General features: G+C 70.2%; 19 protein-coding genes and 1 pseudogene. 12 read left to right on the top strand and 8 right to left on the bottom strand.

Annotation, left to right across the window (positions count from 1 at the left end; translation table 11 throughout):
* A partial coding sequence (sucB, locus tag KDM41_11020) for a dihydrolipoyllysine-residue succinyltransferase (GenBank protein ID MCB1183956.1) occupies positions 1-907 on the top strand: 907 nt, incomplete at its 5' end.
* 9 nt (positions 908-916) lie between these two features.
* The gene (gene lpdA / locus KDM41_11015) at positions 917-2,287 is read left to right on the top strand and encodes a dihydrolipoyl dehydrogenase (protein ID MCB1183955.1); all 1,371 of its coding nucleotides are present in this window, start codon (positions 917-919) and stop codon (positions 2,285-2,287) included.
* Positions 2,288-2,363: 76 nt separating this feature from the next.
* Here the strand turns inward: lpdA and KDM41_11010 are convergent, their stop codons facing one another.
* The 3 genes from KDM41_11010 to KDM41_11000 form a co-directional block, all read right to left on the bottom strand.
* Entirely contained in the window at positions 2,364-3,011 is a 648-nt protein-coding gene (locus tag KDM41_11010) for a hypothetical protein (protein MCB1183954.1), read from the bottom strand.
* A gap of 30 nt (positions 3,012-3,041) precedes the next feature.
* Positions 3,042-3,683 carry a hypothetical protein gene (locus KDM41_11005; GenBank protein ID MCB1183953.1) on the bottom strand — a complete coding sequence of 214 codons (642 nt, stop codon included), beginning with the start codon at positions 3,681-3,683 and terminating at the stop codon, positions 3,042-3,044.
* A gap of 93 nt (positions 3,684-3,776) precedes the next feature.
* The gene (locus KDM41_11000; protein MCB1183952.1) at positions 3,777-4,391 is read right to left on the bottom strand and encodes a TetR/AcrR family transcriptional regulator; all 615 of its coding nucleotides are present in this window, start codon (positions 4,389-4,391) and stop codon (positions 3,777-3,779) included.
* 214 nt (positions 4,392-4,605) lie between these two features.
* On the opposite strand from KDM41_11000, the gene KDM41_10995 reads away from it, so the two are divergent.
* From KDM41_10995 to KDM41_10960, 8 genes are all read left to right on the top strand, one after another.
* Positions 4,606-5,406, top strand: a complete 801-nt coding sequence (locus KDM41_10995) for a sterol desaturase family protein (protein MCB1183951.1) — start codon at positions 4,606-4,608, stop codon at positions 5,404-5,406.
* Positions 5,407-5,602: 196 nt separating this feature from the next.
* Positions 5,603-6,322 carry a succinate dehydrogenase cytochrome b subunit gene (locus tag KDM41_10990; GenBank protein ID MCB1183950.1) on the top strand — a complete coding sequence of 240 codons (720 nt, stop codon included), beginning with the start codon at positions 5,603-5,605 and terminating at the stop codon, positions 6,320-6,322.
* A gap of 1 nt (position 6,323) precedes the next feature.
* Positions 6,324-8,246, top strand: coding sequence for a fumarate reductase/succinate dehydrogenase flavoprotein subunit (locus KDM41_10985; GenBank protein MCB1183949.1), 1,923 nt, complete (start codon positions 6,324-6,326; stop codon positions 8,244-8,246).
* A 28-nt stretch (positions 8,247-8,274) separates the two neighbouring features.
* Positions 8,275-9,018: a succinate dehydrogenase/fumarate reductase iron-sulfur subunit gene (locus tag KDM41_10980; protein MCB1183948.1), complete on the top strand. Its 744-nt coding sequence runs from the start codon at positions 8,275-8,277 to the stop codon at positions 9,016-9,018.
* Between the two features lie 103 nt (positions 9,019-9,121).
* The gene (locus KDM41_10975) at positions 9,122-9,322 is read left to right on the top strand and encodes a hypothetical protein (protein MCB1183947.1); all 201 of its coding nucleotides are present in this window, start codon (positions 9,122-9,124) and stop codon (positions 9,320-9,322) included.
* Between the two features lie 258 nt (positions 9,323-9,580).
* Entirely contained in the window at positions 9,581-11,539 is a 1,959-nt protein-coding gene (locus KDM41_10970; protein MCB1183946.1) for a HAMP domain-containing protein, read from the top strand.
* The gene (locus KDM41_10965) at positions 11,470-11,916 is read left to right on the top strand and encodes a response regulator (protein MCB1183945.1); all 447 of its coding nucleotides are present in this window, start codon (positions 11,470-11,472) and stop codon (positions 11,914-11,916) included. The genes KDM41_10970 and KDM41_10965 overlap by 70 nt, the downstream gene beginning before the upstream one ends.
* A complete protein-coding gene (locus tag KDM41_10960; protein ID MCB1183944.1) occupies positions 11,910-12,242 on the top strand; it encodes a 4Fe-4S dicluster domain-containing protein in 333 nt (110 codons plus the stop codon). The genes KDM41_10965 and KDM41_10960 overlap by 7 nt, the downstream gene beginning before the upstream one ends.
* Positions 12,243-12,293: 51 nt before the next feature.
* Here KDM41_10960 and KDM41_10955 read toward each other — a convergent pair whose 3' ends face one another.
* On the bottom strand, positions 12,294-13,508 hold the full coding sequence (locus KDM41_10955) for a trypsin-like serine protease (protein MCB1183943.1): 1,215 nt from the start codon (positions 13,506-13,508) through the stop codon (positions 12,294-12,296).
* 143 nt (positions 13,509-13,651) lie between these two features.
* On the opposite strand from KDM41_10955, the gene KDM41_10950 reads away from it, so the two are divergent.
* Complete coding sequence (locus KDM41_10950) at positions 13,652-13,852, top strand: hypothetical protein (protein ID MCB1183942.1); 201 nt, start codon at positions 13,652-13,654, stop codon at positions 13,850-13,852.
* A gap of 337 nt (positions 13,853-14,189) precedes the next feature.
* On the opposite strand, the pseudogene KDM41_10945 reads toward KDM41_10950, so the two are convergent.
* Positions 14,190-14,498, bottom strand: a pseudogene (locus KDM41_10945) (ankyrin repeat domain-containing protein).
* Between the two features lie 420 nt (positions 14,499-14,918).
* Between KDM41_10945 and KDM41_10940 the strand changes: the two are divergent.
* Complete coding sequence (locus KDM41_10940; protein ID MCB1183941.1) at positions 14,919-15,494, top strand: hypothetical protein; 576 nt, start codon at positions 14,919-14,921, stop codon at positions 15,492-15,494.
* Positions 15,495-15,647: 153 nt separating this feature from the next.
* Here the strand turns inward: KDM41_10940 and KDM41_10935 are convergent, their stop codons facing one another.
* The 3 genes from KDM41_10935 to KDM41_10925 all read right to left on the bottom strand — a co-directional run.
* A complete protein-coding gene (locus KDM41_10935) occupies positions 15,648-16,733 on the bottom strand; it encodes a hypothetical protein (protein MCB1183940.1) in 1,086 nt (361 codons plus the stop codon).
* A 162-nt stretch (positions 16,734-16,895) separates the two neighbouring features.
* Positions 16,896-18,683 (bottom strand): cache domain-containing protein, encoded by a 1,788-nt coding sequence (locus KDM41_10930; protein MCB1183939.1) that lies wholly within the window; start codon positions 18,681-18,683, stop codon positions 16,896-16,898.
* 105 nt (positions 18,684-18,788) lie between these two features.
* The coding region (locus KDM41_10925) for a serine/threonine protein kinase (GenBank protein ID MCB1183938.1) at positions 18,789-21,304 on the bottom strand (2,516 nt) is incomplete at its 5' end.

Here is a 21,304-nt window from a genome sequence, read left to right as displayed (position 1 = left end):
GGCCGCGCCCGCCCAGGACGGTCCGGTCATGCCCGCCGCCGCGCGCGCCATGGCCGAGCGCGGCGTGTCGCGCGACCAGGTCACGGGCAGCGGCCCCGGCGGCCGCGTCCTCAAGGAGGATGTGCCGCAGCAGGCGCCGGCCGGTACCCCGGCCAGGGCCGGGACGAAGTCCGCCCCCGCGCCGACGCCGCCCGCCTTCACCGGCGAGCGCAACGTCCGCCGCGAGCGCATGACCCCGATCCGGCGCAAGATCGCCGAACGGCTGGTGCACTCCCAGCAGACCGCCGCGCTGCTGACGACGTTCAACGAGGTCGACATGTCGCGGGTCAAGGCCCTGCGGGCCGAGAACCAGGAGGCGTTCACGGCGCGCTACGGCGTGAAGCTCGGCTTCATGAGCTTCTTCGTGAAGGCCGCCGTCGAGGCGCTGCGGCTGGTGCCGCAGCTGAACGCCCAGATCGACGGCGACGACATGATCCACCACGAGTACTGCGACATCGGCATCGCCGTGGGCGGCGGCAAGGGCCTGGTGGTCCCGGTCATCCGCAACGCGGAGAACCTCGACTTCGGCGCCATCGAGCAGGTCATCGCCGACTTCGGCCAGCGGGCCCAGGCCAACCGGATCGACCTGGACGAGCTGCAGGGCGGCACCTTCACGATCAGCAACGGCGGCGTGTACGGTTCGCTGCTGTCGACGCCCATCATCAACCCGCCCCAGAGCGGCGTGCTGGGCCTGCACGGCATCCAGGACCGACCGGTCGTCAGCGACGGCCAGATCGTGATCCGGCCGATGATGTACATCGCCATGACCTACGATCACCGCCTGGTCGACGGCCGCGAGGCCGTGACCTTCCTCAAGCACATCAAGGAATGCGTGGAGCGGCCCGAGCGGATGCTCCTGAAAGTCTAGGGACGGGACATGAAGAAGCACGACCTCATCGTGATCGGCGCCGGGCCCGGCGGCTACGCGGCCGCCGTGAAGGCCGCCCAGCTGGGCCTGGACACGGCCTGCGTCGAGAAGGAGAGCCGCCTCGGCGGCACCTGCCTCAGGGTGGGCTGCATCCCGAGCAAGGCCCTGCTCGAGTCGAGCGAGAAGTTCGCCGAACTGCGGCACGGGCTCGAGCACCACGGCATCAAGGGCGCCAAGCCCGAACTGGACCTCGCGGCCATGATGGGCCGCAAGGACCAGATCGTCGAGCAGCTCACCGGCGGCATCGCCGGACTGTTCAAGGCCAACAAGGTGACGCGGTACGAGGGCGAGGCCAGGCTCGACGGGCCCGGCAAGGTGATCGTCGGCGACGAGACCCTGCAGGCCGAGCGCATCCTGATCGCCACCGGCAGCCGGGCCGCGACGCTCGAGGGCGTCGAGATGGACGGCGACCGCATCGGCGATTCGACCGCCGCCCTGGCCTGGCCCGAGGTGCCGCAGAAGCTGGTCGTCATCGGCGGCGGCTACATCGGCCTGGAGCTGGGCTCGGTGTGGTCCCGCCTGGGCGCCGAGGTGACGGTGGTCGAATACCTCAAGAGCATCATGCCCGGCACCGACGGCGAGATCGCCCGCGTGGCGCTGCAGCTGCTGAAGAAGCAGGGGCTGGCGTTCAAGCTGGGGGCCGCGGTGACCGGTGCGAAGGTGAAGGGCAAGCAGGCCGTGGTGAGCATCGAGGGCGAAGACGACCTCACGGCCGACCGCGTGCTGGTGGCCGTGGGCCGCCGGCCCGTCACCGAGGGGCTGAACCTGGCGAGCGCGGGCGTGGAGCTGACCGAGCGCGGATTCATCAAGGTCGACGGCGACAACAGAGCCGCCCCGGGCGTGTGGGCCATCGGCGACGTGGTGGGCGGCGCCATGCTCGCCCACAAGGCCACCGACGAGGGCCTCGCCTGCGTGGCGCGCATGGCCGGACAGGCGGGTCACTACGATCCGGCCCTGGTGCCGTCGGTGTGCTACACCGAGCCCGAGGTGGCCGGCGTGGGCCGCACCGAGGAGCAGCTCAAGGAGGCCGGCACGCCCTACAGCAAGGGCGTCGCCACCTACCGCTCGAACGGACGGGCCATGGCCCTGGACAGCGTCGAGGGCCGCGTGAAGGTGCTGGCGCACAAGGAGACCGACCGGGTGCTCGGCGTGCACATCGTCGGGCCGCGGGCCGGCGACCTGATCGCCGAGGCCACCGCCGCCATGGCCTACGGCGCGAGCAGCGAGGACATCGGCGCCGTGTGCCACGCCCACCCCACCCTGCCGGAGGTGCTGCGCGAGGCGGCCTGGGCGGCGGGAGGCCGGGCCCTGCACGGCTGAGCGGGACGCCCTGCGCGAACGACGACGCCCGGCCTGCGGAGGCCGGGCGTCTTCCTTTGCGGGCCGCCGGGCCCGGCTAGGGGCACGACGCTCCCCAGGCGTGGGCCAGGCGGACGACGTCGGCCAGGTTGATCTGCTGGTCGTAGTGCAGATCGGCGGCGTAGGCGTAGGTCCCGCCATAGTGCCCCGCGAACGTCACCACGTCCACCAGGTTCACGGTGCCGTCGCCGTTCAGGTCGGGGCTGTTCGAGGTGATCGCCAGCCCGGCATTCGAAGTGAGGGCCACGCCGGACACGTAGACCAGCAACAGGCTTTCGCTGCTGCCGCCCCCGCGCCGCGCGCCCGTGAACGTGGTCACGCCGCTGGCGTCGGTCGGCCCGTCGGCGAAGTTGCCGCCCGCACAATACGCCACGCCCCCATCGGCGGCCTCGACCCAGACATCCTCGGCCGGGTAGCCCTGCACCGGATTCCCGACGGGATCGACCAGGGTCACGACGATGGTCGCGTCGACGGAGCCGGCCCCGCCGGGCAGTTGCGCGGCGGCGAAGGGATCTCCCGAGCCGTCGGGGACGTGCATGACCGAGACCATCTCGGGCCCCGCATAGGTGCGCTGGGCCGTGGAAAGTTCCCAGTCGGGCAGGAAGAACTGCGCGGAAGCCGCCCCCGCCAGGCCGCATGCCAGGACAAGGCCGATGGCGATTGCGAAATGATTCCTCATCATCATACCCCCTCGTCCGGCCCTTCGCCCCCGCCCCTAGGGACAGGACACCCCGAGCTTCGCCGCCAGGATCACCACGTCGCCCAGGTCGATGGACCCGTCGAAGTTGAAGTCCGAGCGGAAGTGGTAGGCCCCGTGGTAGTCGGCCGCGAAGGTGGCCAGGTCGGTCATGTTCACGGCGCCGTCGCCGTTGGAGTCGGGGCTGTTGATGCGGATGGCCACTTCGCTGCCGACGATGGCCATGCCGTTCAGCATCAGCAGCAGGGGACCTTCCGTCCACCCGCCGGCCCGCAGCGGCGTCTCGAAGCGGGTCTGGCCGTTGATGTCGGTGTTGGCATCGGCCGTGGTGCCGCCGATGCACGGGGCGAGGTCGCCGTCGAACGACTCGAGCCAGAGGTCCTCGAAGGGGAAGTTGGCCACCGGAAAATTCGCCCCGTCGCGGACCGTGGCCGTCAAGCCCGCGCTGGCGATGGTGCCGTCGGGCCGCACGGCCTGGGTCAGGGGCGGACCCGAACCGTCGGGCACGACCATGATCGACAGCGCGGACGGGCCGGCGTCGTCGCGCTCGAGGGTGGACTGGTTCAGGTCCGGGATGCCGGTCTGGGCTTCGGCGGTGGCGGAAACGAGCAGGACGAGCAGGACGAGAAGGACGAGCAGGAGCGAGGCGGAGCGCAGCATGGTTTTCCCCCAAGATGAGCGGTGACATCCGTCACGGCGGGTGACGGCCCCCCGCATCATGATATGGCTCCCGCCCCTTCTCCGGCAACCCCCTCAGCGCCCCCAGAGCAACTCGACGTAGGTCCGCAGGTGGCGCAACTGGTCGGCGAAGACACCGGGCTCCCGGAGGGTGCGCGCGACCACGAACGCCCCCTCGAAGATCACGGTCACCAGGTCGGCCAGGCTCTCCGGATCGACCTCGCGCACCGGCGCCTCGGCCGCCACGGCCTCCCGCACCAGCTCGGCCACGGCTCGCCGCCAGGACAGGATCGCCTCATCGAGGATCGCCAGCACGTCGTCGCCGAACTGGCCGCTCTCGTAGCAGAACGAGCCGAAGAGGCAGCCCGGCGTGGGGTCTTCCATCTGTTCGGCCATCTCGACGCACAGGGCCGTGAAGACGAGCAGGCGCTGGACCGGATCGGACGACAGCTTCGCCGACGTGGCCAGGAAGCGCTCGAGGATGGCGGCGTCGGCCACCTGGTAGCGGTCGACGAGGGCGCGGGCCATGTCGCTCTTGGTCTTGAAGTGGTAGAAGAACGCTCCCTTGGTGATGCCGACGGCTCCGATCACGGCGTCGATCGACGTGCCGGCGAAGCCGTTGGCCATGATCAGCGCCTCGGCTTCGTCGAGGATGCGTTCCCGGGTCTTGCCACGCGGACGGGGGGTCATCTTTCACCTCCTGCTGGATATATTATACCTTCCGGTCGGTACAAGAGCAACCATTCCGGTGAAAAAAATCAATTCTTAAGTAAATATAAATCAATTAGTTGAGCTGTCGCGAGCAAAATTCTCCATTTTTCTAGTAGCCCAATCCGGTTCCCTACGTAGTTTCTTATACTAATCAGTCGGTTTAAAACAGCCGCCCGAACCAAGGAGCCCCATCATGCTCATGACCGTCGCCAACCTGATCAGCCTGGGCGCCGTCCCGGCCTTCATCGTCCTCGACCTCTTCTACCGCCGCCGCGAATTCTCCCGCCCCCGCTTCTGGCGCCCCCTGGCCCTCGCGGTGTCGGTCGGCACGTTCTTCCTGTCGGTGCAGATCGCCGTCGCCTGGGCCGGTCTGGTCGGCGAGAGGACCGTCCTGGATCTGGCCTTCCTCGGGACCTGGGCCGGGGCCGCCGTCGGGATCGTCGTGTACGAGTTCCTCCACTACTGGTACCACCGCCTGGCCCACAACTCCCGCAGCCCCTTCCGGCGCTGGCACCAGATGCACCATGCCGCCGAAGCGAACGACGCATGGGGCGCCTACTACATCCATCCCATCGACACCTTCATGTTCACGACCCTGGGCAGCCTGGTCTTCTTCCCGCTGCTGGGCCTGACGCCGGCCGCCGGGGCGGTCGGGGGGGCCTTCCTCGTCTTCAACGCGGCGTTCCAGCACGCCAACATCCGCACTCCGCGCTGGCTCGGCTATGTGATCCAGCGCCCCGAGAGCCACAGCGTGCACCACGGCCGCGGGTACCATCGGAACAACTACAGCGACCTGCCCCTGTGGGACATCGTCTTCGGGACCTTCGAGAATCCCGCCGACCCCGTGGCCGCCTGCGGCTTCTGGGACGGCGCATCGAACCGGCTGGGCGATCTGCTGCTGGGGCGGAACGTGACCCGACGCCCCCGGGCCGGCGCCCTCAACGCCGACGTTCCCGCGGCCGAGCGGCCGCGCACCGTGGAGACGGCCGCCTGAGCCGATGGGCCGGCGGTTCGCCCGATCCGCCGGCCTCGCCCTCATCTCCCTCCGCCTGAACATGAGAATCATTTAAAACTGCAAATTATATCGACTTGGCACCTGTTAGAAATTGTGCTGCCCGGCCGGCTGGTATATGTTCTAATGCGTTGTCCACCCGAACAGCCCTCATCCTACTTTCCGGGAGTGCGGATTCATGACCTCCTTCGGTTCTGCCCTCTGGTCGTCGGTGGGAAAGAAGGTGATTACCGGCCTGACGGGGTTCGCGTTGATGGGCTTCGTCGTGGTGCATCTGATCGGTAATCTCACCCTCTTCATCGGCCCCCACGCGTTCAACGAGTACGCCCACTTTCTCGAGACGGTCGCCCACGGGTGGCTGATCTACGCCTTCGAGATCTTCCTGTTCGTGGTGTTCGTCTTCCACATGGTCAGCGCCGTCACCGTGGCCTGGACCGACAAGAAGAAGGCGCGGCAGCAGGGCTACAAGTACGCCAAGGACGCGGGCGGCAAGAGCCGCAAGACCCTCGCCTCGCGGTCGATGATCTACACGGGCGCGATCCTGATCATCTTCGTGATCGCCCACATCTTCCTGTTCAAGTTCAACGCGGGCAACCCCCACGAGATGACCAAGGGCGGGGTCAAGGACCTCTACAAGACGGTCGTCACCGTGTTCAAGGGCCCGGGCTTCACGATCTTCACCGTCGTGGCGATGATCCTGCTGGGCCTGCACCTGCGCCACGGCTTCTGGAGCGCCTTCCAGTCCCTGGGCTGGGCCAACGACAAGTACCTGCCGGTGCTGGTCAACGTCGCCCGGGTCTTCGCCGTGGTGCTCGCGGTCGGCTTCATCATCATCCCCATCTACCTGTTCCTCTCGGGTGACCCCAATGCCAGCTCGACGATGACGGGAGGTCACTAGCATGAGCAAGATCCTCGATGCCAAGATCCCCGGCGGACCGCTCGCCGACAAGTGGGACAAGCACATGATCGACAACAAGCTGGTGGCCCCGGGCGGCAACCGGCGCAAGTTCCGGATCATCGTCGTGGGCACGGGCCTGGCCGGCGGCGGCGCCGCGGCCACGCTGGGCGAGCTGGGCTACAACGTCCTGAACTTCTGCATCCAGGACACGCCCCGCCGCGCGCACAGCGTCGCGGCCCAGGGCGGCATCAACGCCGCCAAGAACTACCAGAACGACGGCGACAGCGTGTACCGCCTGTTCTACGACACGATCAAGGGCGGCGACTACCGGTCGCGCGAGGCCAACGTGTACCGCCTGGCCCAGCTCTCGACCCACATCATCGACCAGTCGGTGGCCATGGGCGTGCCCTTCGCGCGCGAGTACGGCGGCACCCTGGCCAACCGGTCGTTCGGCGGCGTGCAGGTCAGCCGCACCTTCTACGCCCGCGGCCAGACCGGCCAGCAGCTGCTGCTCGGCGTGTACAGCGCCCTGTCGCGGCAGATCGACGCCGGCACGGTGAAGATGTTCCCGCGCCACGAGATGCTCGACCTGGTGATCGTCGACGGCAAGGCCCGCGGCATCATCGCCCGCGAGCTGATCACCGGCGAGATCAAGCGCTACGAGGCCGACGCCGTGGTGCTCGCCACCGGCGGCTACAGCCCCGTGTTCTACCTGTCGACCAACGCGGTCAACAGCAACGCCACGGCGGCCTGGCGGGCCCACAAGCGCGGCGCCTTCTTCTCCAACCCCTGCTACACGCAGATCCACCCGACGGCCGTGCCGCAGATGGGCGACTACCAGTCGAAGCTCACGCTGATGAGCGAGTCCCTGCGCAACGACGGCCGGGTGTGGGTGCCGAAGAAGGCGGGCGACACGCGCCGGCCCAACGAGATCCCCGAGAACGAGCGCGACTACTACCTCGAGCGCCGCTACCCCGCCTTCGGCAACCTGGTGCCGCGCGACATCGCGTCCCGGGCGGCCAAGGTCGAGTGCGACCAGGGCAAGCACGCCTACTACTCGGACTTCTCGGTGTACCTCGACTTCTCGGAGGCCATCGGGCGGCTGGGCAAGGACGTCGTCGGCGACCGCTACGGCAACCTGTTCGACATGTACCGGGAGATCACGGGCGACAGCCCCTACGAGACCCCGATGATGATCTACCCCGCCCCCCACTACACCATGGGCGGGCTGTGGGTGGACTACAACCTGCAGAGCACCATCGAGGGACTCTTCGTGGCCGGCGAGGCCAACTTCTCCGACCACGGCGCCAACCGTCTCGGCGCCAGCGCCCTGATGCAGGGCCTGGCCGACGGCTACTTCGTGGTGCCGCGGGTCGTGGCCAGCTACCTCGCGGGCGCCGACCTCAAGGCCGTCACGACCGAGACCGAGGAGTTCAAGGCCGTCGAGAACGACGTCCGCAGCCACTACGACCGCCTGCTGAACATCAAGGGCAGCCGGACGGTGCGCGACATCCACTGGGACCTCGGCCGCATCATGTGGGACAAGGTCGGCATGGCGCGCAACAAGGACGGCCTGAACGAGGCCATCGGGAAGATCAAGGAGCTGCAGAAGGCCTTCTGGCAGGACCTGGCCCTGACCGGTTCGGCCGACGACCTGAACAAGCAACTGGAGCAGGCCAACCGGCTGGGCGACTACCTGGAACTGGGCGAGCTGATGGCGCGCGACGCGCTGATGCGCGAGGAATCGTGCGGCGGCCACTTCCGCGAGGAGCACCAGTCCGAGACCGGCGAAGCGAAGCGGGACGACGAGAACTTCATGTTCGTCTCGGCCTGGGAGCACCAGGGCGAAGGCCAGGAGCCTGTGATGCACAAGGAAGACCTGAGCTACGAGAACATCGAAGTCAAGACCCGCAGCTACAAATAGAGGAAGGCAGATCATGGCGAACAAAGGCATGACCATTCATCTGAAGATCTGGCGCCAGGCCCGTGGCGCCAAGGACGGCAAGTTCCACGACTACACCGTCGAGAACGTGGCCGCCGAGATGTCCTTCCTCGAGATGCTCGACATCCTGAACGAGCAGCTGGTGAAGAAGGGCGAAGAGGCGATCGAGTTCGACAACGACTGCCGCGAGGGCATCTGCGGCACCTGCGGCATGGTGGTCGACGGCGTGGCCCACGGCACGCACGCCGGCTGCACCACCTGCGAGATCCGCATGCGTTCCTACAAGGACGGCGACACCATCACGGTCGAGCCGTTCCGGGCGTCGGCGTTCCCGATCATCAAGGACCTGGTCGTCGACCGTTCGGCCTTCGACCGGATCCAGGCCAAGGGCGGCTACGTGAGCACGAACGTGGGCTCCGCCCCGGACGGCAACGCGCAGCTGATCCCGAAGTCGGACGCGGACAACGCCATGGACGCGGCGACCTGCATCGGCTGCGGCGCCTGCGTGGCGGCCTGCCCCAACGGGTCGGCCTCGCTCTTCGTCAGCGCCAAGATCAGCCAGTTCAGCTGGCTGCCCCAGGGCGACGCCGAGCGGACGCGCCGCGCGCTGCGCATGGTCGAGCAGATGGACAGCGAGGGCTTCGGCGACTGCTCGAACCACGGCGAGTGCGAGGCCGTGTGCCCGAAGGAGATCTCGATCCAGAACATCGCCCGCATGCGGCGCGAGTTCGTGAAGGCGGCCTTCAAGGGCTAGCAGGTCGGGAGACGACGAGATGAAGCGCCCCCGCCGGTCGGCGGGGGCGTTCTTCTTCAGGATGGCGTTCCCATCGCCCGCCCGGCCATGCTAGGCTGTCGCCATGCTCCACCGCGACCCCGTTGCGATCATCTGTCTGGTGGGCGCCACCCTCTGCGGCGTCCTCTACCCACGCGTGTCGCGCCGCGTCTGGTGGATCGACCAGGACGGCGACGGCGTCACCGCCCGCCGGATCTGCGGCTTCCTCTGGCTGCTGTGCGCGTTCGTCCTCGTCCTGAAAGTCACCGGCCGGCTGGGTCGCTGAGTCGGCGGGCGCTCGCCGGGGCGCGACCCCAACGGCAACAGCCAATGGACCGACATGACGGTGCTGGGTCAGATCGTGGTTCTGGGGCATCCGTAGCGGACCCGGCCGGGGGCGCCCGGCGCGGCTGCGGTCCCGCTGCCCTGAATAGCCTACAGGTTTCCGCAATCCAGACGATCCATTCTGAATCACGACACGGCCGATGCCGGTCGCCGACGTTCCCGCGTCGGCGGCCGCTCGGCGACGCCCCGGAGGAGCCCCGTGCGCCCCACGATCCGCAACCGCATCGTCCTGCTCGTGTTCGCCGTGGCGGTCGGCAGCACCGCCCTGTTCGCTTCGGTGGCCGACCGGAGCTACCGGGAAGTCATCAGCGAGATCGAGCGCAGTTCGATCGAACAGCAGTCGTGGGTCAAGGGAACAGCCCTGACCGGCGCAATCCACGAGGTCGACCGGACGGTGCGCACGCTGGCCAGCCTGCCCGATCTCGTGCCTCTCGCGACCGCGAGCGCCGCCGGCGACACGGCCCGGGCGGGGATCCTGGCGGACCGGTGCGCTGCAGTGTTCGAGCGGGCCATCTCGACCCACCCGGCCTTCGATCAGGTCCGGTTCATCGGGGTGGCCGACGATGGCCGGGAGTTGCTCCGCATCGACCAGCACGGCCAGGACCTGCACCGGGTGCCGGACGCCGAGCTGCAGCACAAGGGCGATCGCGACTACTTCGTGGCCTCGTTGGGCGTGCCGGCCGGCCGGCTCTTCTATTCCCGGATCGACCTGAACCGGGAACACGGGCGCATCGAGGTGCCCCACCGGCCGATGTTGAGGGTCGCCACGGCCATAGCCGCCACGGACGGCCGCACGCTCGGCATCGTCATCGTGAACATCAGTTTCGACGAACTCGTCGCCCGACAGTTGGGGCGCCCTTCCGCCGCGCATCCGTTCTACATCGCCGACGGCGACGGCAACTACCTGAGCCACCCGGACGCCGCCCGGACGTTCGGCTTCGACCTCGGCACGCCCCACCGCGTGCAAGACGACTTCGGCGAGACCGTGCTGCCCGCCGGCACCCCGGCGCTGCTGGCACTGATCCGGTCACACGACGCCTCCGACGCCGACCCGGGACTCGTCGGCTTCCGTCGAATCACCCCGTTTCCCGACGACCCCGGGCGGTGGCTGCTGCTGGGAACCACCGTCGTTGCCCGTGACGCGCCCGCGGCCCTCCGCGAAGTCCGCCGGCGTTCGGTGTCCCTGACCCTCGTCCTGCTCGGCGTGGCGGTCACCGTCGGCGTGCTCTTCGCGCGCCGGCTGGCGAACCCGCTGGACACGCTCTGCACCGCGTCGCGGAACATCGTCGCGGGCCGGCCCACCGGAGAGCTGCCGACCGGTCGGCAGGACGAGATCGGCGACCTCGCACGGACCATGGAGAGCATGCTCACGGCCCTCGAGGCGCGGGAGCGCAAGCTGCGTGCGGCGAACGAGAGCCTCACTGCGGCCAACGCCGACCTCGAGCAGTTCGCGCACGTCGCCTCGCACGACCTGCGCGAGCCCGCCCGCCGGATCGGCGCCCTCGCCGATCTCGTCCTCCATCACGCCGATGGGCGCCTCACTCCGGAAGGGAACGAGATCCTGGGGCTCCTGCATGGGGAGGCCGACCGGATGCTCGACCTGATCACCGACCTGCGGTCGCTCGTGGAGATCGGCGACGGCGCCCTGACCCGAGTTCCCACCCGGCTGGACGCGGTCGTCCGGAACGTGCTGCAGGCGTGGCGGGACGAGATCGCCGACCGGCCGGTCGCCGTGCGCGTCGGCGGACTGCCCGAGCTGCCGGCGTTCGCCGGCCTCGTCGAGATCCTGCTGACGAACATCGTGGACAACGCTTTCGCATTCACCGGCAGGCGGCCCTTCGCCCTGGACATCACCGTCGACACGTCCGGGGACGAGCCGGTGATCGGGGTCCGCAACACCGGCTCGACCATCCCGCCGCAGAAGCTGGCGGGGATCTTCGCCCCATTCAACCGCCTGGACCCGGAGCATTCCGGCCGCGGCTTCGGCCTCGCCGTGTCGCGCCGGATCGTCGAACGTCACGGCGGCCGCATCTGGGCCGAAACCGGACGCGACCACGTCTCCATCCACTTCACCCTGGGAGGGAAACCATGTCCGACGCAACAACCGGAACCGCCGGAGGCCTGCCTCCAGTCATCATGGTCGACGACAGCTCTATAGACGCCGTGGTCGCCCGGCAGTGCCACAAGTTGTCGGAGCTGCCGCACGAGTTCATCGTCTTCGAGTCCGGAACCCGCTTCCTCGCCCACCTCGAAGAGATCGGGGCGGGCAGCGCGCCCATGCCGCTGGTCGTGCTGCTGGACATCAATATGCCGGGCATGAACGGTTTCGAGGTGCTCGAGACGGTCCGCTCCCGCGAGGCGTTCCTCGAGATCCCGGTGATCGTGATGCTCACGAATTCTGACCGGTCGCAGGACATCGAGCGGGCCACGCAACTGGGCGCCGACGGCTTCAAGACGAAGCCCAACGTCCTGGCGGACTACATCGCCTTCTTCAGGTCGCTGCCTTCGGTGTCTCCGCGTATCTCGACATCCTGAACGAGCAGCTGGTGAAGAAGGGCGAGGAGGCGGTCGAGCTCGACAACGACTGCCGCGAGGGCATCTGCGGCGCCTGCGTGGCGGCCTGCCCCAACGGGTCGGCCTCGCTCTTCGTCAGCGCCAAGATCAGCCAGTTCAGCTGGCTGCCCCAGGGCGACGCCGAGCGGACGCGCCGCGCGCTGCGCATGGTCGAGCAGATGGACAGCGAGGGCTTCGGCGACTGCTCGAACCACGGCGAGTGCGAGGCCGTGTGCCCGAAGGAGATCTCGATCCAGAACATCGCCCGCATGCGGCGCGAGTTCGTGAAGGCGGCCTTCAAGGGTTAGCCGGTCGGGAGAAGACGGAAAGGCGCCCCCGCCCGTGGTGGGGGCGCCTTTCTATTCGGCAATCGGGACAGCTTCCTCGCATTCGCCGCCGGCCCGACAGACCCCCCGCCTCACGAAGAGCGAGAACTCGTCGATGCGCCCGGCGCCGTCGAGGACCAGACCGAAGTAGCCCCCCATGCCGTCCGCCATGTGCCAGACGACCGGGATCATGACCCGTCCCGCCGACCCGACCGCCAGCGCGGTCGCCCCCACCGGGTGCAGCGACACGATGTCGCCGTGGACGGCCCGCGACCCGCTCACGAATTCCAGCATGCCCGCCAGCCCCGCGGCGCCTTCGCGCTCCAGGTACGCCGCGCTGAACGGGCGCCCGAAGGCGGTCCCGTCCGCGGCGTTGAGGGCCGCGATGAGCGCCCGCGTCACGGCGGCGGCCCGCTCGCCGTCGGCCGGCGACAACGGGACGTCCCGGATCTCCTCGGACGCCACCGTGTCGTTGCCGTCGGCGTCGACCTCATGGCGGAGCAGGCGCCGTTCGCTCGTCGTCGTGACGGTTCCGGCCATGACGCCGTCCAACCAGGCGCGCTCGTCCGAGACGCGGGCGTAGTGTTCGTTCGTCCCGTAGGTGCAGAGGGCGCCGCCGTCGTTGTAGGCGCTGACGCCCAGGACCCACAGCGCGTCGTCGCGCCGCAGCAGCGCCGGGCCGCCGCTGTCGCCGGGGCCGCTGATGCCCTCCAGGTCGGCGCCCTGCGGCGGGGCATCGAAGGCGAAGTGGAGCCAGCCCGGTGTCGCATCCGTGACGACGTTGTGGGCGCCGCGACGGATGCGGGGGCCGGGCGCGGGACCGGTGCGGCCGTCGCCGGTCTGCCCGTCGCCGACAAAGAGGATCTGCCGGCCCGTCTCGTCGTCGCGGCCGTACAGCCGGGCCGGCGCGATGTCCGCGACCGGCGCGGCCAGTTCGACGAGCGCCAGGTCCCGGTGCCGCCCCTCGACGGCGTAGTCCGGGTGGATGAACACCCGGGCGACGGGGACGGCCCGCTCGCCGAAGACCACCTCCCCGCCGCCGAGGACCTGCTCGGCCACGTGGCCCGCGGTCACGACCCAGCACGGAGCCACGAGGGTGCCCATCCCGGCCCCGATCCGCCCCACCTCGGGGTGCCCGTCGGCCAGGGCGCGATAGCGGGCGTCTTCCCGGTCGTGCCGGATCACGATGGCCGGTGCGTTGGCGGCGCAGCAGAAGGTCAGCAGGAGGACAGGCAGAACGATTCGCATGGTCAGACTCCGGGTCCGGGGCGGCAGAAGGCGAGGCGAGCGGTAAGAACGCAGGATCGCGGCCCCGGGTTGCAGGCCGCCGCGGGCGGAGACTCCGTTCGGACGGGGTTCCCGCGTCCGGCCCGCCGTGCTACGATCCGGCCATGCCCCACCTCGACCCCGTCACCATCGTCTGCCTCGTGGGCGCCACGCTCTGCGGCGTCCTCTACCCCCGCGCCTCGCGCCGCGTCTGGTGGATCGACCAGGACGGCGACGGCGTCACCGCCCGCCGCGTCTGCGGCTTTTTCGGGTTGCTGTGCGCGTTCATCCTCGTCCTGAAGGTCACCGGCCGGCTGGGTCGCTGAGTCGGCGGGCCTCCACGATGCGGGACCCGTCGTCGATGCGGACGGTGGCGGCCCGATCCGACCCGCCCATGAACGCGATCCGCACCGCCGGGGCGCCGGCGGGGTGGAACACCCGGTCGCCGAGATGATGCAGCCCGCGGCTGGACCCGTCGGGCAGGCGCTTGATGGCCAGGCCGTCGTCCTTGGCGGTCACGGCGAGGAGTTCCCCGGCGCCGGGGCCGAAGGCGTAGTCGCCGACGCAGCCGTCGCGCGCGGCCGCCGCCAGCGGCACGGTGACGGGCCGCGGATCGGCGCCCCCCACCTCCTCGAGGAAGGCCACCACCGCCGCCGCATCCGGCCCGCCGCGGCGCGCGTGGTGGAGCAGGGTCAGGCCGTGGGGTCCCGGCACGCCCTGGATGCCGGGCTGCGCCGCGACGTAGGCGCGCACCACGTCGAGGTGGCCGAGCATGGCGAAGGTGAAGAGGTCCGGGCGCGCGCCGTGGGCGATCAGCAGCTCGGCGATGGGCCGGTTGCCCGTGTGGGACGCGGCGCCGAGGGCGGTTTCCCAGTCGCCGTAGCCCCAGTCCCAGGCCGCCTTGGCCAGTTCGGGGCTCTCGGCGAGCAGTTCGCGCACCTTGTCGAGGCTGCCGTGCGAAGCGCCGACGATGGCCCGGACCCGGTCCGGATCCTGGGCGGGGTAGCCGGCCGGGACACCCGCCGGATCCGATGCGACGTCGTCGGCCCGGGCGGGGCCGGTGACCAGGAGGGCAGGCGCGGCGCACAGCGGCGGCACGGCGGCCAGGAAGGCACGTCGGGAGAGATGGGGGATCATGGCGACTCCTCGGTGCGGGTCCGGCGGGGGAATCCCCAAGGTAGGCCGAATCCGGCCGGCGGCCAGCGGTTCCCGGCCCGGCGCCGGCAGGGGGCGCCGGCAGGCGGCTTCGGGCGTGATCCCGGGCCGCTCCCGGCGCGGCGGCCGGCGAACCCGGTTTGGCGCCCGGGCCGACTGCGGTTAGGTTGAAGGGACCGCCGGCGCATGCCGCCGCCACCGCTCATCCCCGATCCACCCCCAGCGACAGGAGCGCCCATGCGCCGCGCCCGTTTCCTTACCACCCTGTTCCTCCTTCCGCTCCTCGCCCCGTTCGCGGGCTGCGGCGACGACGACCCGGCGGCGCCCCCCGCGCCCGCTCCCACGCCCGAGGCCCTGGCCTACTTCTCGTTCAACGCCGGCGTGGGCAGCCCGAACGTGGCCGACGCCGCGTCCGTGTCGTTCCACGTGGGGCCGGACGGGGCCGACTTCGCCCTCTTCGACGTGACGGTCACCAACGCCGACGCCGGCCGGACGATCGCCATCGATCCGGGCGAGCATCCCGAATTCGCGCAGGCGGTGCTGCTGCTCACCAACGGCACGAACGACGGTGTCGCCTTCCGCCGGGCGCCCCTCGGCGGCGCGAGCGCCATCACGCGCTCCGACGAGGAGACATCCTTCGCGGGCGGCGTCCTTGCCGATCAGGAACCCGATTTCGCCGGGGCCGAGGTCACGGGGATCTCGCTGGTGCTGGATGCGATCTCGATCGACTCGCCCGGGCGCGACCCGAACGGCAACGGCCAGTGGACGGACGTGACGGTGCAGGGGCAGATCGTGGTGCTGGGGCACCCGTAGCGGGAAATCGACGGAGGGCGCGGGGCGTAGCCGAACAGGCGACGACTGCGGAAGGTCATGCCCATGACCGGCACCACGCCGCGCGGTTCGACGAACGCGTCGTCCATGCGCCGTTCGGCGAGGCCGCCACGCTGCGGTCGGGCGCGGCTCGCGCTAGTCCGTCCGGGCTCCCTCCGCCACCAGCCCCCGCGCCGTTTCGGCCAGCGAGTACAGGCTGCGCAGATCGTCGGGTCCGAAGTGGCGGGCGAGCTGCCGGCGCGCGGTGTAGATCAGGGACATGGCGTCCTGGAAGTCGTCGGGACGGGCGCCACAGCTCTCGAACGCGGTGTGCCCCCAGCTGTCGAAGTACTCGAACATGTCGGCCAGGGAAGCGTCGTGCTCGGAGGCGTCGAGGGAGGTCTCGACGAGCAGCAGCTGCAGCACCAGCTCGTTGCGCGCGGCGTCGCGCCCGGCCGCCGTGTCGGCGGTGCGGGCGGTGACGGCCAGGCGCTGGATCTCGCTGGGGTCGGCTTCGGCGAGGCGGGTCAGGATCTCGTCGAGCCGGCCCTCGCCTTCGAGACGCCGCTTGTGCTCCTGGTACACCTGGGCCTGGCGGGTGCCGGCCGGCAGGGCCGCCGGATCGACGATGCCCTCGTGCTCGCCGGACGCGATCCGGGCCATGACCGCCGCGCGGCGCCGGTCGAAGCGCTGGTGGAAACTGGCCAGCAGTTCCCGGTAATCCGGCGACGAGACGCTCTCGGCCAGCAGGCCCTCGGCGAAGCTGTCGATCTCCGCCTCGAGCCCCATCCGTGTGCGCGCCTCGAGCAGGAAGTCGATGCGGGCGACGGTGGTTTCGACGGTGGCCAGGCTCGTGGCGGCGACGCGGTCCAGAGCCACGCGCTCGGCGAAGACCAGTTCGTCGTCGCACAGGCCGTCGCGCACCGCCAGCAGGCGGTACATGAGCTGGGTCCAGACGAGCTGGTCCCAGCCCCGGCGGCGCAGGTAGGCATTGGTCTGGGGATCGGGATGGTAGGACTCGAGCATCAGCGCCAGCTCGCGGTACCCGGCATCGAGGGAGGCTTCCATGGCCGCCAGGTCGCCCCGGGCCAGATCCTCGCCGGCCTGGTGGGCGGCCCGCATGTGCTTGCCCACCTGGGGCGCGCGCTCGGGCGGCGCGGCCCACCCCGTCGTGGCGCCGAGCAGGGCGGCGAAGGCCAGGATCAGGAACGTCGCTGCATTCAGGGTCTTCCGTGACGGCACCGGTCTTCCCCCTTCGGTGGCCATGGCGGCGTGACGGCCGCACCCCCACGCGCGGCCCCCCGCATCATACGGAGCCCGGGCCGATCCTGTCAATCCGTGGTCACAGGGAAAAACGCCGCGGCCGGGCAGCGCCCGGCCGCGGCAGGGGGGTGCGGATCGGCGTCAGCTCCAGGCGGGCGCCTCGAAGCCCTCTTCGGCGTGCACGCCCGCCATGGGGGCTGCCGGACGGCCGCCGTCCTGGAGCTGGAACCGCGAGACGAGGTCGTTGAGCGAGGCCGCGAGGCCCGCGAGCTCCTGGCCCGCCGCCGCCGTTTCCTCGCTGTTGGCGCTGGTCTGCTGGGTCACCTGGTCGATCTGACGCAGGCCGTTGCTCACCTCGGCGATGCCGGCGCTCTGTTCGCGGCTGGCCGCGGCGATGGCCGCCACGAGGTCGCTCGAGCGGGTCACCGACTCCAGGATGCCGGCGAGGGACTCGGCCGTGCGGTCGGCGATGTCGGTGCCGCGGCCCACCTTGTCCAGGGTGCCGTTGATCAGCTCGGCCGTCTCGCGGGCCGCCTTCGCGCTGCGTCCGGCCAGGTTGCGCACCTCCTCGGCGACGACGGCGAAACCGCGTCCGTGCTTGCCCGCGCGCGCCGCTTCCACGGCGGCGTTCAGGGCCAGCAGGTTGGTCTGGAAGGCGATGTCGTCGATCACCTTGATGATGCTGGCGATGGCTTCGCTCGCGGTGCTGATCTCGGCCATGGCGCCGGTCATCTCGGTCATGCGGCCGACCCCGTCCCGCGCCACTTCGCGGGCCTCGTCGGTGAGCTGGTCGGCTTCGGAGGCCTTGGTGGCGTTCTGCTCGACGGTCGTGCCCAGTTCGACCATGGCGGCGGTGATCTGCTGCAGGGCCGCCGCCTGCTCGGTGGCGCCCTGGGCCAGGCTGGCGCTCGAACCCGACACCTCGGCCGAGCCCACCTTCACCTGCTCGGCCACGTGCTGGATGCCCGCGACCGTGTCGCGCAGACTGCCGGCCATGGCCCGCAGCGACTGGCCGAAGGTGTCCTCCGGCCCCCGTGGCGTCACCTCGACGCCCAGGTCGCCGTCGGCGATGTGGCGCGCCACGTCGGCGTTCTCCTGCAGGCCGTCGGCCATGCGGTCGAGGGCGCGTCCGAGGCTGCCCACCTCGTCGGTCTGGGTCAGGCCCAGGCGCCCGCGCAGGTCGCCCGCGGCCACGGCGTCGGCCATGCGCGCGGCGCGCAGCAGCGGCGTCGTCAGGTAGCGGCCGCCGATCCAGGCAGCCAGGCCCATGAAGACCATCGCGCAGCCGATGACCACGGTCAGGGTGCGGAGACTGCGGGCCCCCGCGGCGCGGATCTGGCGCTCGGCGGCCATGAACTCGTCCAGGTAGGCGCCGGCCCCGATGACCCAGTCCCACTCGGGCACGTAGGTGACCCGGGCCACCTTGAGCCGCGGCGCGGTGTCGCCCTTGTTCAGCCACGGATAGCGCTGCTCGACGATGGCGCCCGGCGGCGCCGCCTTGGCTTTCCGGATGATCTCCTGGATGAACAGCACGCCGTCGGCGTCCTTGGCCTGCCAGATCGACTCGCCGTTGCGCTTGCCGCCGGCGGAGACCACGTAGTGGCCGGCGCCGTCCAGCACGAAGACGTAGCCCGTCTCCCCGATGCGGATGTCCATGATCGCCCGGCGGAGCTCCGCCGAGCCCATGGTCAGGGGCGAACCCGCGTCGGCCACGCCGGTGGCCAGCCGTTCCACGTCGCACATGCGCTGCACGTCCTTGGCCACATGGTCGAGCGTCGCGTAGCCCAGGTTCGAGCACTCCACGACCGCCACCTCGGCCACCTGCCCCTGCGAGCGGACGGTCAGGCCGAGCACGATCACGCCCGGCACCGCCGCGAGCAGGATCGCGCCCACGATCAGCTTGGTTTTGAAGGACCGGACACGGAACATCGACAGCACCCACCTTGTCTAAAGCAGACACGAATCACCCAATAAAGGATTCCTTTATTGATCATTCGGCAGATGCGGACCGGACTTGAGGCGGGAGGCGGATTCTCAGCGGGGCGCCGCGGCGGCGGGACGCAGGCTCTCGCCCAGGGTCCGCAGCGAATCGGCTTCGGCCGTCCTGCCGAGGGCCTGCAGGGCCTGGGCGTACTCCACGTAGGGGTCGGCCAGATCCGGGTGGTCCGGAGCCAGGGCCCGGGACAGCATGTCCAGGCAGGTCCGGAGATCCTCGGCGGCCTCGGCGTAGCGCTCCTCCTCCAGACGCACCAGGCCCAGGTTGCGCCAGCTCCAGGCAACGTCCGGATGGTCCCGGCCGAAGACGGCCATGCGGATGGTCATGGCCCGCAGCGCCAGCGAATCGGCCGCGACGAAGTGCCCCAGTTTGGCATCGAGGAAGGCGAGGTTGGCCAGGGTCTGGGCCACCTCGGGATGCTCGTCGCCGAAGACCTTCTCGCGGATGCGCAGGGCTTCGGTGTAGAGCGCCTCGACCCCCTCGTAGCGCCCCGCCTCGCAGCGCACCAGGCCGAGGTTGTTCAGGCCGCGGGCGTAGCGCGGGTGCTCCTTGCCCAGCACCTTGGCGTAGATGGCGTTGGCCCGCTCATAGACGGGCTCCGCCTCGTCGTAGCGGTCGAGGTGGTGGTACAGGAGGGCCAGGTTGTTGAGGGCCTTGGCCACGTCCCCGTGGTTCTCGCCGTAGGCCTGCTCCCAGATCTCGCCCGCCCGCTTGTAGTACTGCTCGGCGGCGGCGTAGCGGCCGTCGAAGAAGGCCAGGATGCCCAGGCTGTTGTAGCTGCTGGCCACTTCCGGGTCGACCGGACCGAGCCGGGCGACCCGGAGGTCCAGGGCCCGTTCGTAGAGGGGCCGCGCCTTGTCGTACTGGCCCTGGCGCCGGTACACGCTGGCCAGTTCGTTCAGGCTCTGGGCCACCTCCAGACCGTTCTCCAGGTCGGTGCCCTGCATCAGGTCCAGGGCCTGCAGGAGCATGGTCTCGGCCTCGTCGTAGCGGGCCAGACTGATGTAGAGGTCGGCCAGCTCGGCCAGGCTCACCGCCAGTTCGCGGCCCGCCACGTCGGGCTGCGCCCGCTTGAGGGCCAGGGCGCGCTCGAGCTGGGGCTCGGCCTCCTCGAAGAGGCCCAGCTTGCGGTACACCTTGCCGATGGTGCCCATGAGGCGGGCCTGGGTCAGGGGCTGCTCGCCGAGCTCCTCGTCGATGCGGCGGGCGCCGTTGTCCAGGATCTCCCGGGCGGTGATGGTGTTGCCCCGCGCCTGGTCCGGATCGGCGACCTCGAACAGGTCGACGAGGAAGTCGGAGACCTGGCGGGCGGTCTCGGCCTCGACGCGCGCCTGCTTCTCGGCCCGGACGGCCCGGATCAGTCCCGCCGTCGTGCCGAAGATGCCGAGCACGACCGCCACGCCGACCACGGCGCCGGCGGCCACGCCGGTGCGGTTGCGGCGCACGAACTTCCGCATGCGGTAGGCGGTGGACGGCGGTCCGGCGAGCACCGGCTGGAAGGCCAGGTGCCGGCCGATGTCCAGGGCCAGGGCGTTGGCCGTCTCGTAGCGCCGGTCGCGCTCCTTCTCGATGGCCTTCATGGTGATCCAGTCGAGGTCGCCGCGCAGGTCGCGCTGCAGGTGCGACGGCGAGGTGCGCCGGCGTTCGGCGAGCTCGACGATGGTGGCCTGGTCGGGCATGTCGGCGATGGTGCCCAGCCGCGTGCTGGGCCTGGGCGGCTCGACCTCGCGGATGGTCTGCAGGGCCTTCTTGAAGCCCATCTCCTTGAATTCCTCGCTGGTGAAGGGCAGGCGGCCCACCAGCAGTTCGTACAGCATCACGCCGAGGGCGTAGACATCGGTGCGCGTGTCGATGCCGCCCCCGTCGAGGTCGGCCTGCTCGGGACTCATGTACTCGGGCGTGCCCACGAGCTGCCCCACGCTCGTGGTCAGGGTGCTCTCGAACACCGACGAGTCGGTGGCCTTGGCCACGCCGAAGTCGATGATCTTGGGCACGGGCTGCCCGTCGATCACCGTCACCAGCACGTTGGAGGGCTTCAGGTCGCGGTGGATGATGGCCTTCTGGTGGGCGTGCTGCACGCCGTCGCACACATGGCCGAAGAGCTCGAGGCGCTGCCGCACCGTCAGGCGGTGCAGGTTGCAGTACTCGTGCAGCGGGATGCCCTCGACGTACTCCATGACGAAGTAGGGACGCCCCTGGTCGGTGGCGCCGGCGTCGAACACGCGCGCGATGCAGGGGTGGTCCATCATGGCCAGGGCCTGGCGTTCCGATTCGAAGCGGGAGATGAACTCGGCGGTGTCCAGCCCCCGCTTGACCATCTTCAGGGCGACCTTGCGCCGGATCGGGTGCAGCTGCTCGGCCTCGTAGACCAGGCCCATGCCGCCCTCGCCGATCTGCCGCACGAGTCGGTACGGACCGACCCGCCCGAGCTCCCGACCGCGGCCGGCCCGGACCACGGCCGGCTGGGTCACGGGGCGCTCCCTGTCGGCGCCGCCCGGCCGGCGGTCCGGCGCCCCGGACGCGTCCCCATCCACGGCCGCCGCGCCGTCGAGCA

The sequence above is a fragment of the bacterium genome (assembly GCA_020440705.1).
In the GTDB taxonomy this organism is placed as follows: Bacteria; Krumholzibacteriota; Krumholzibacteriia; order LZORAL124-64-63; family LZORAL124-64-63; genus JAGRNP01.
This window is presented reverse-complemented; position numbering and strand designations above follow the sequence as displayed.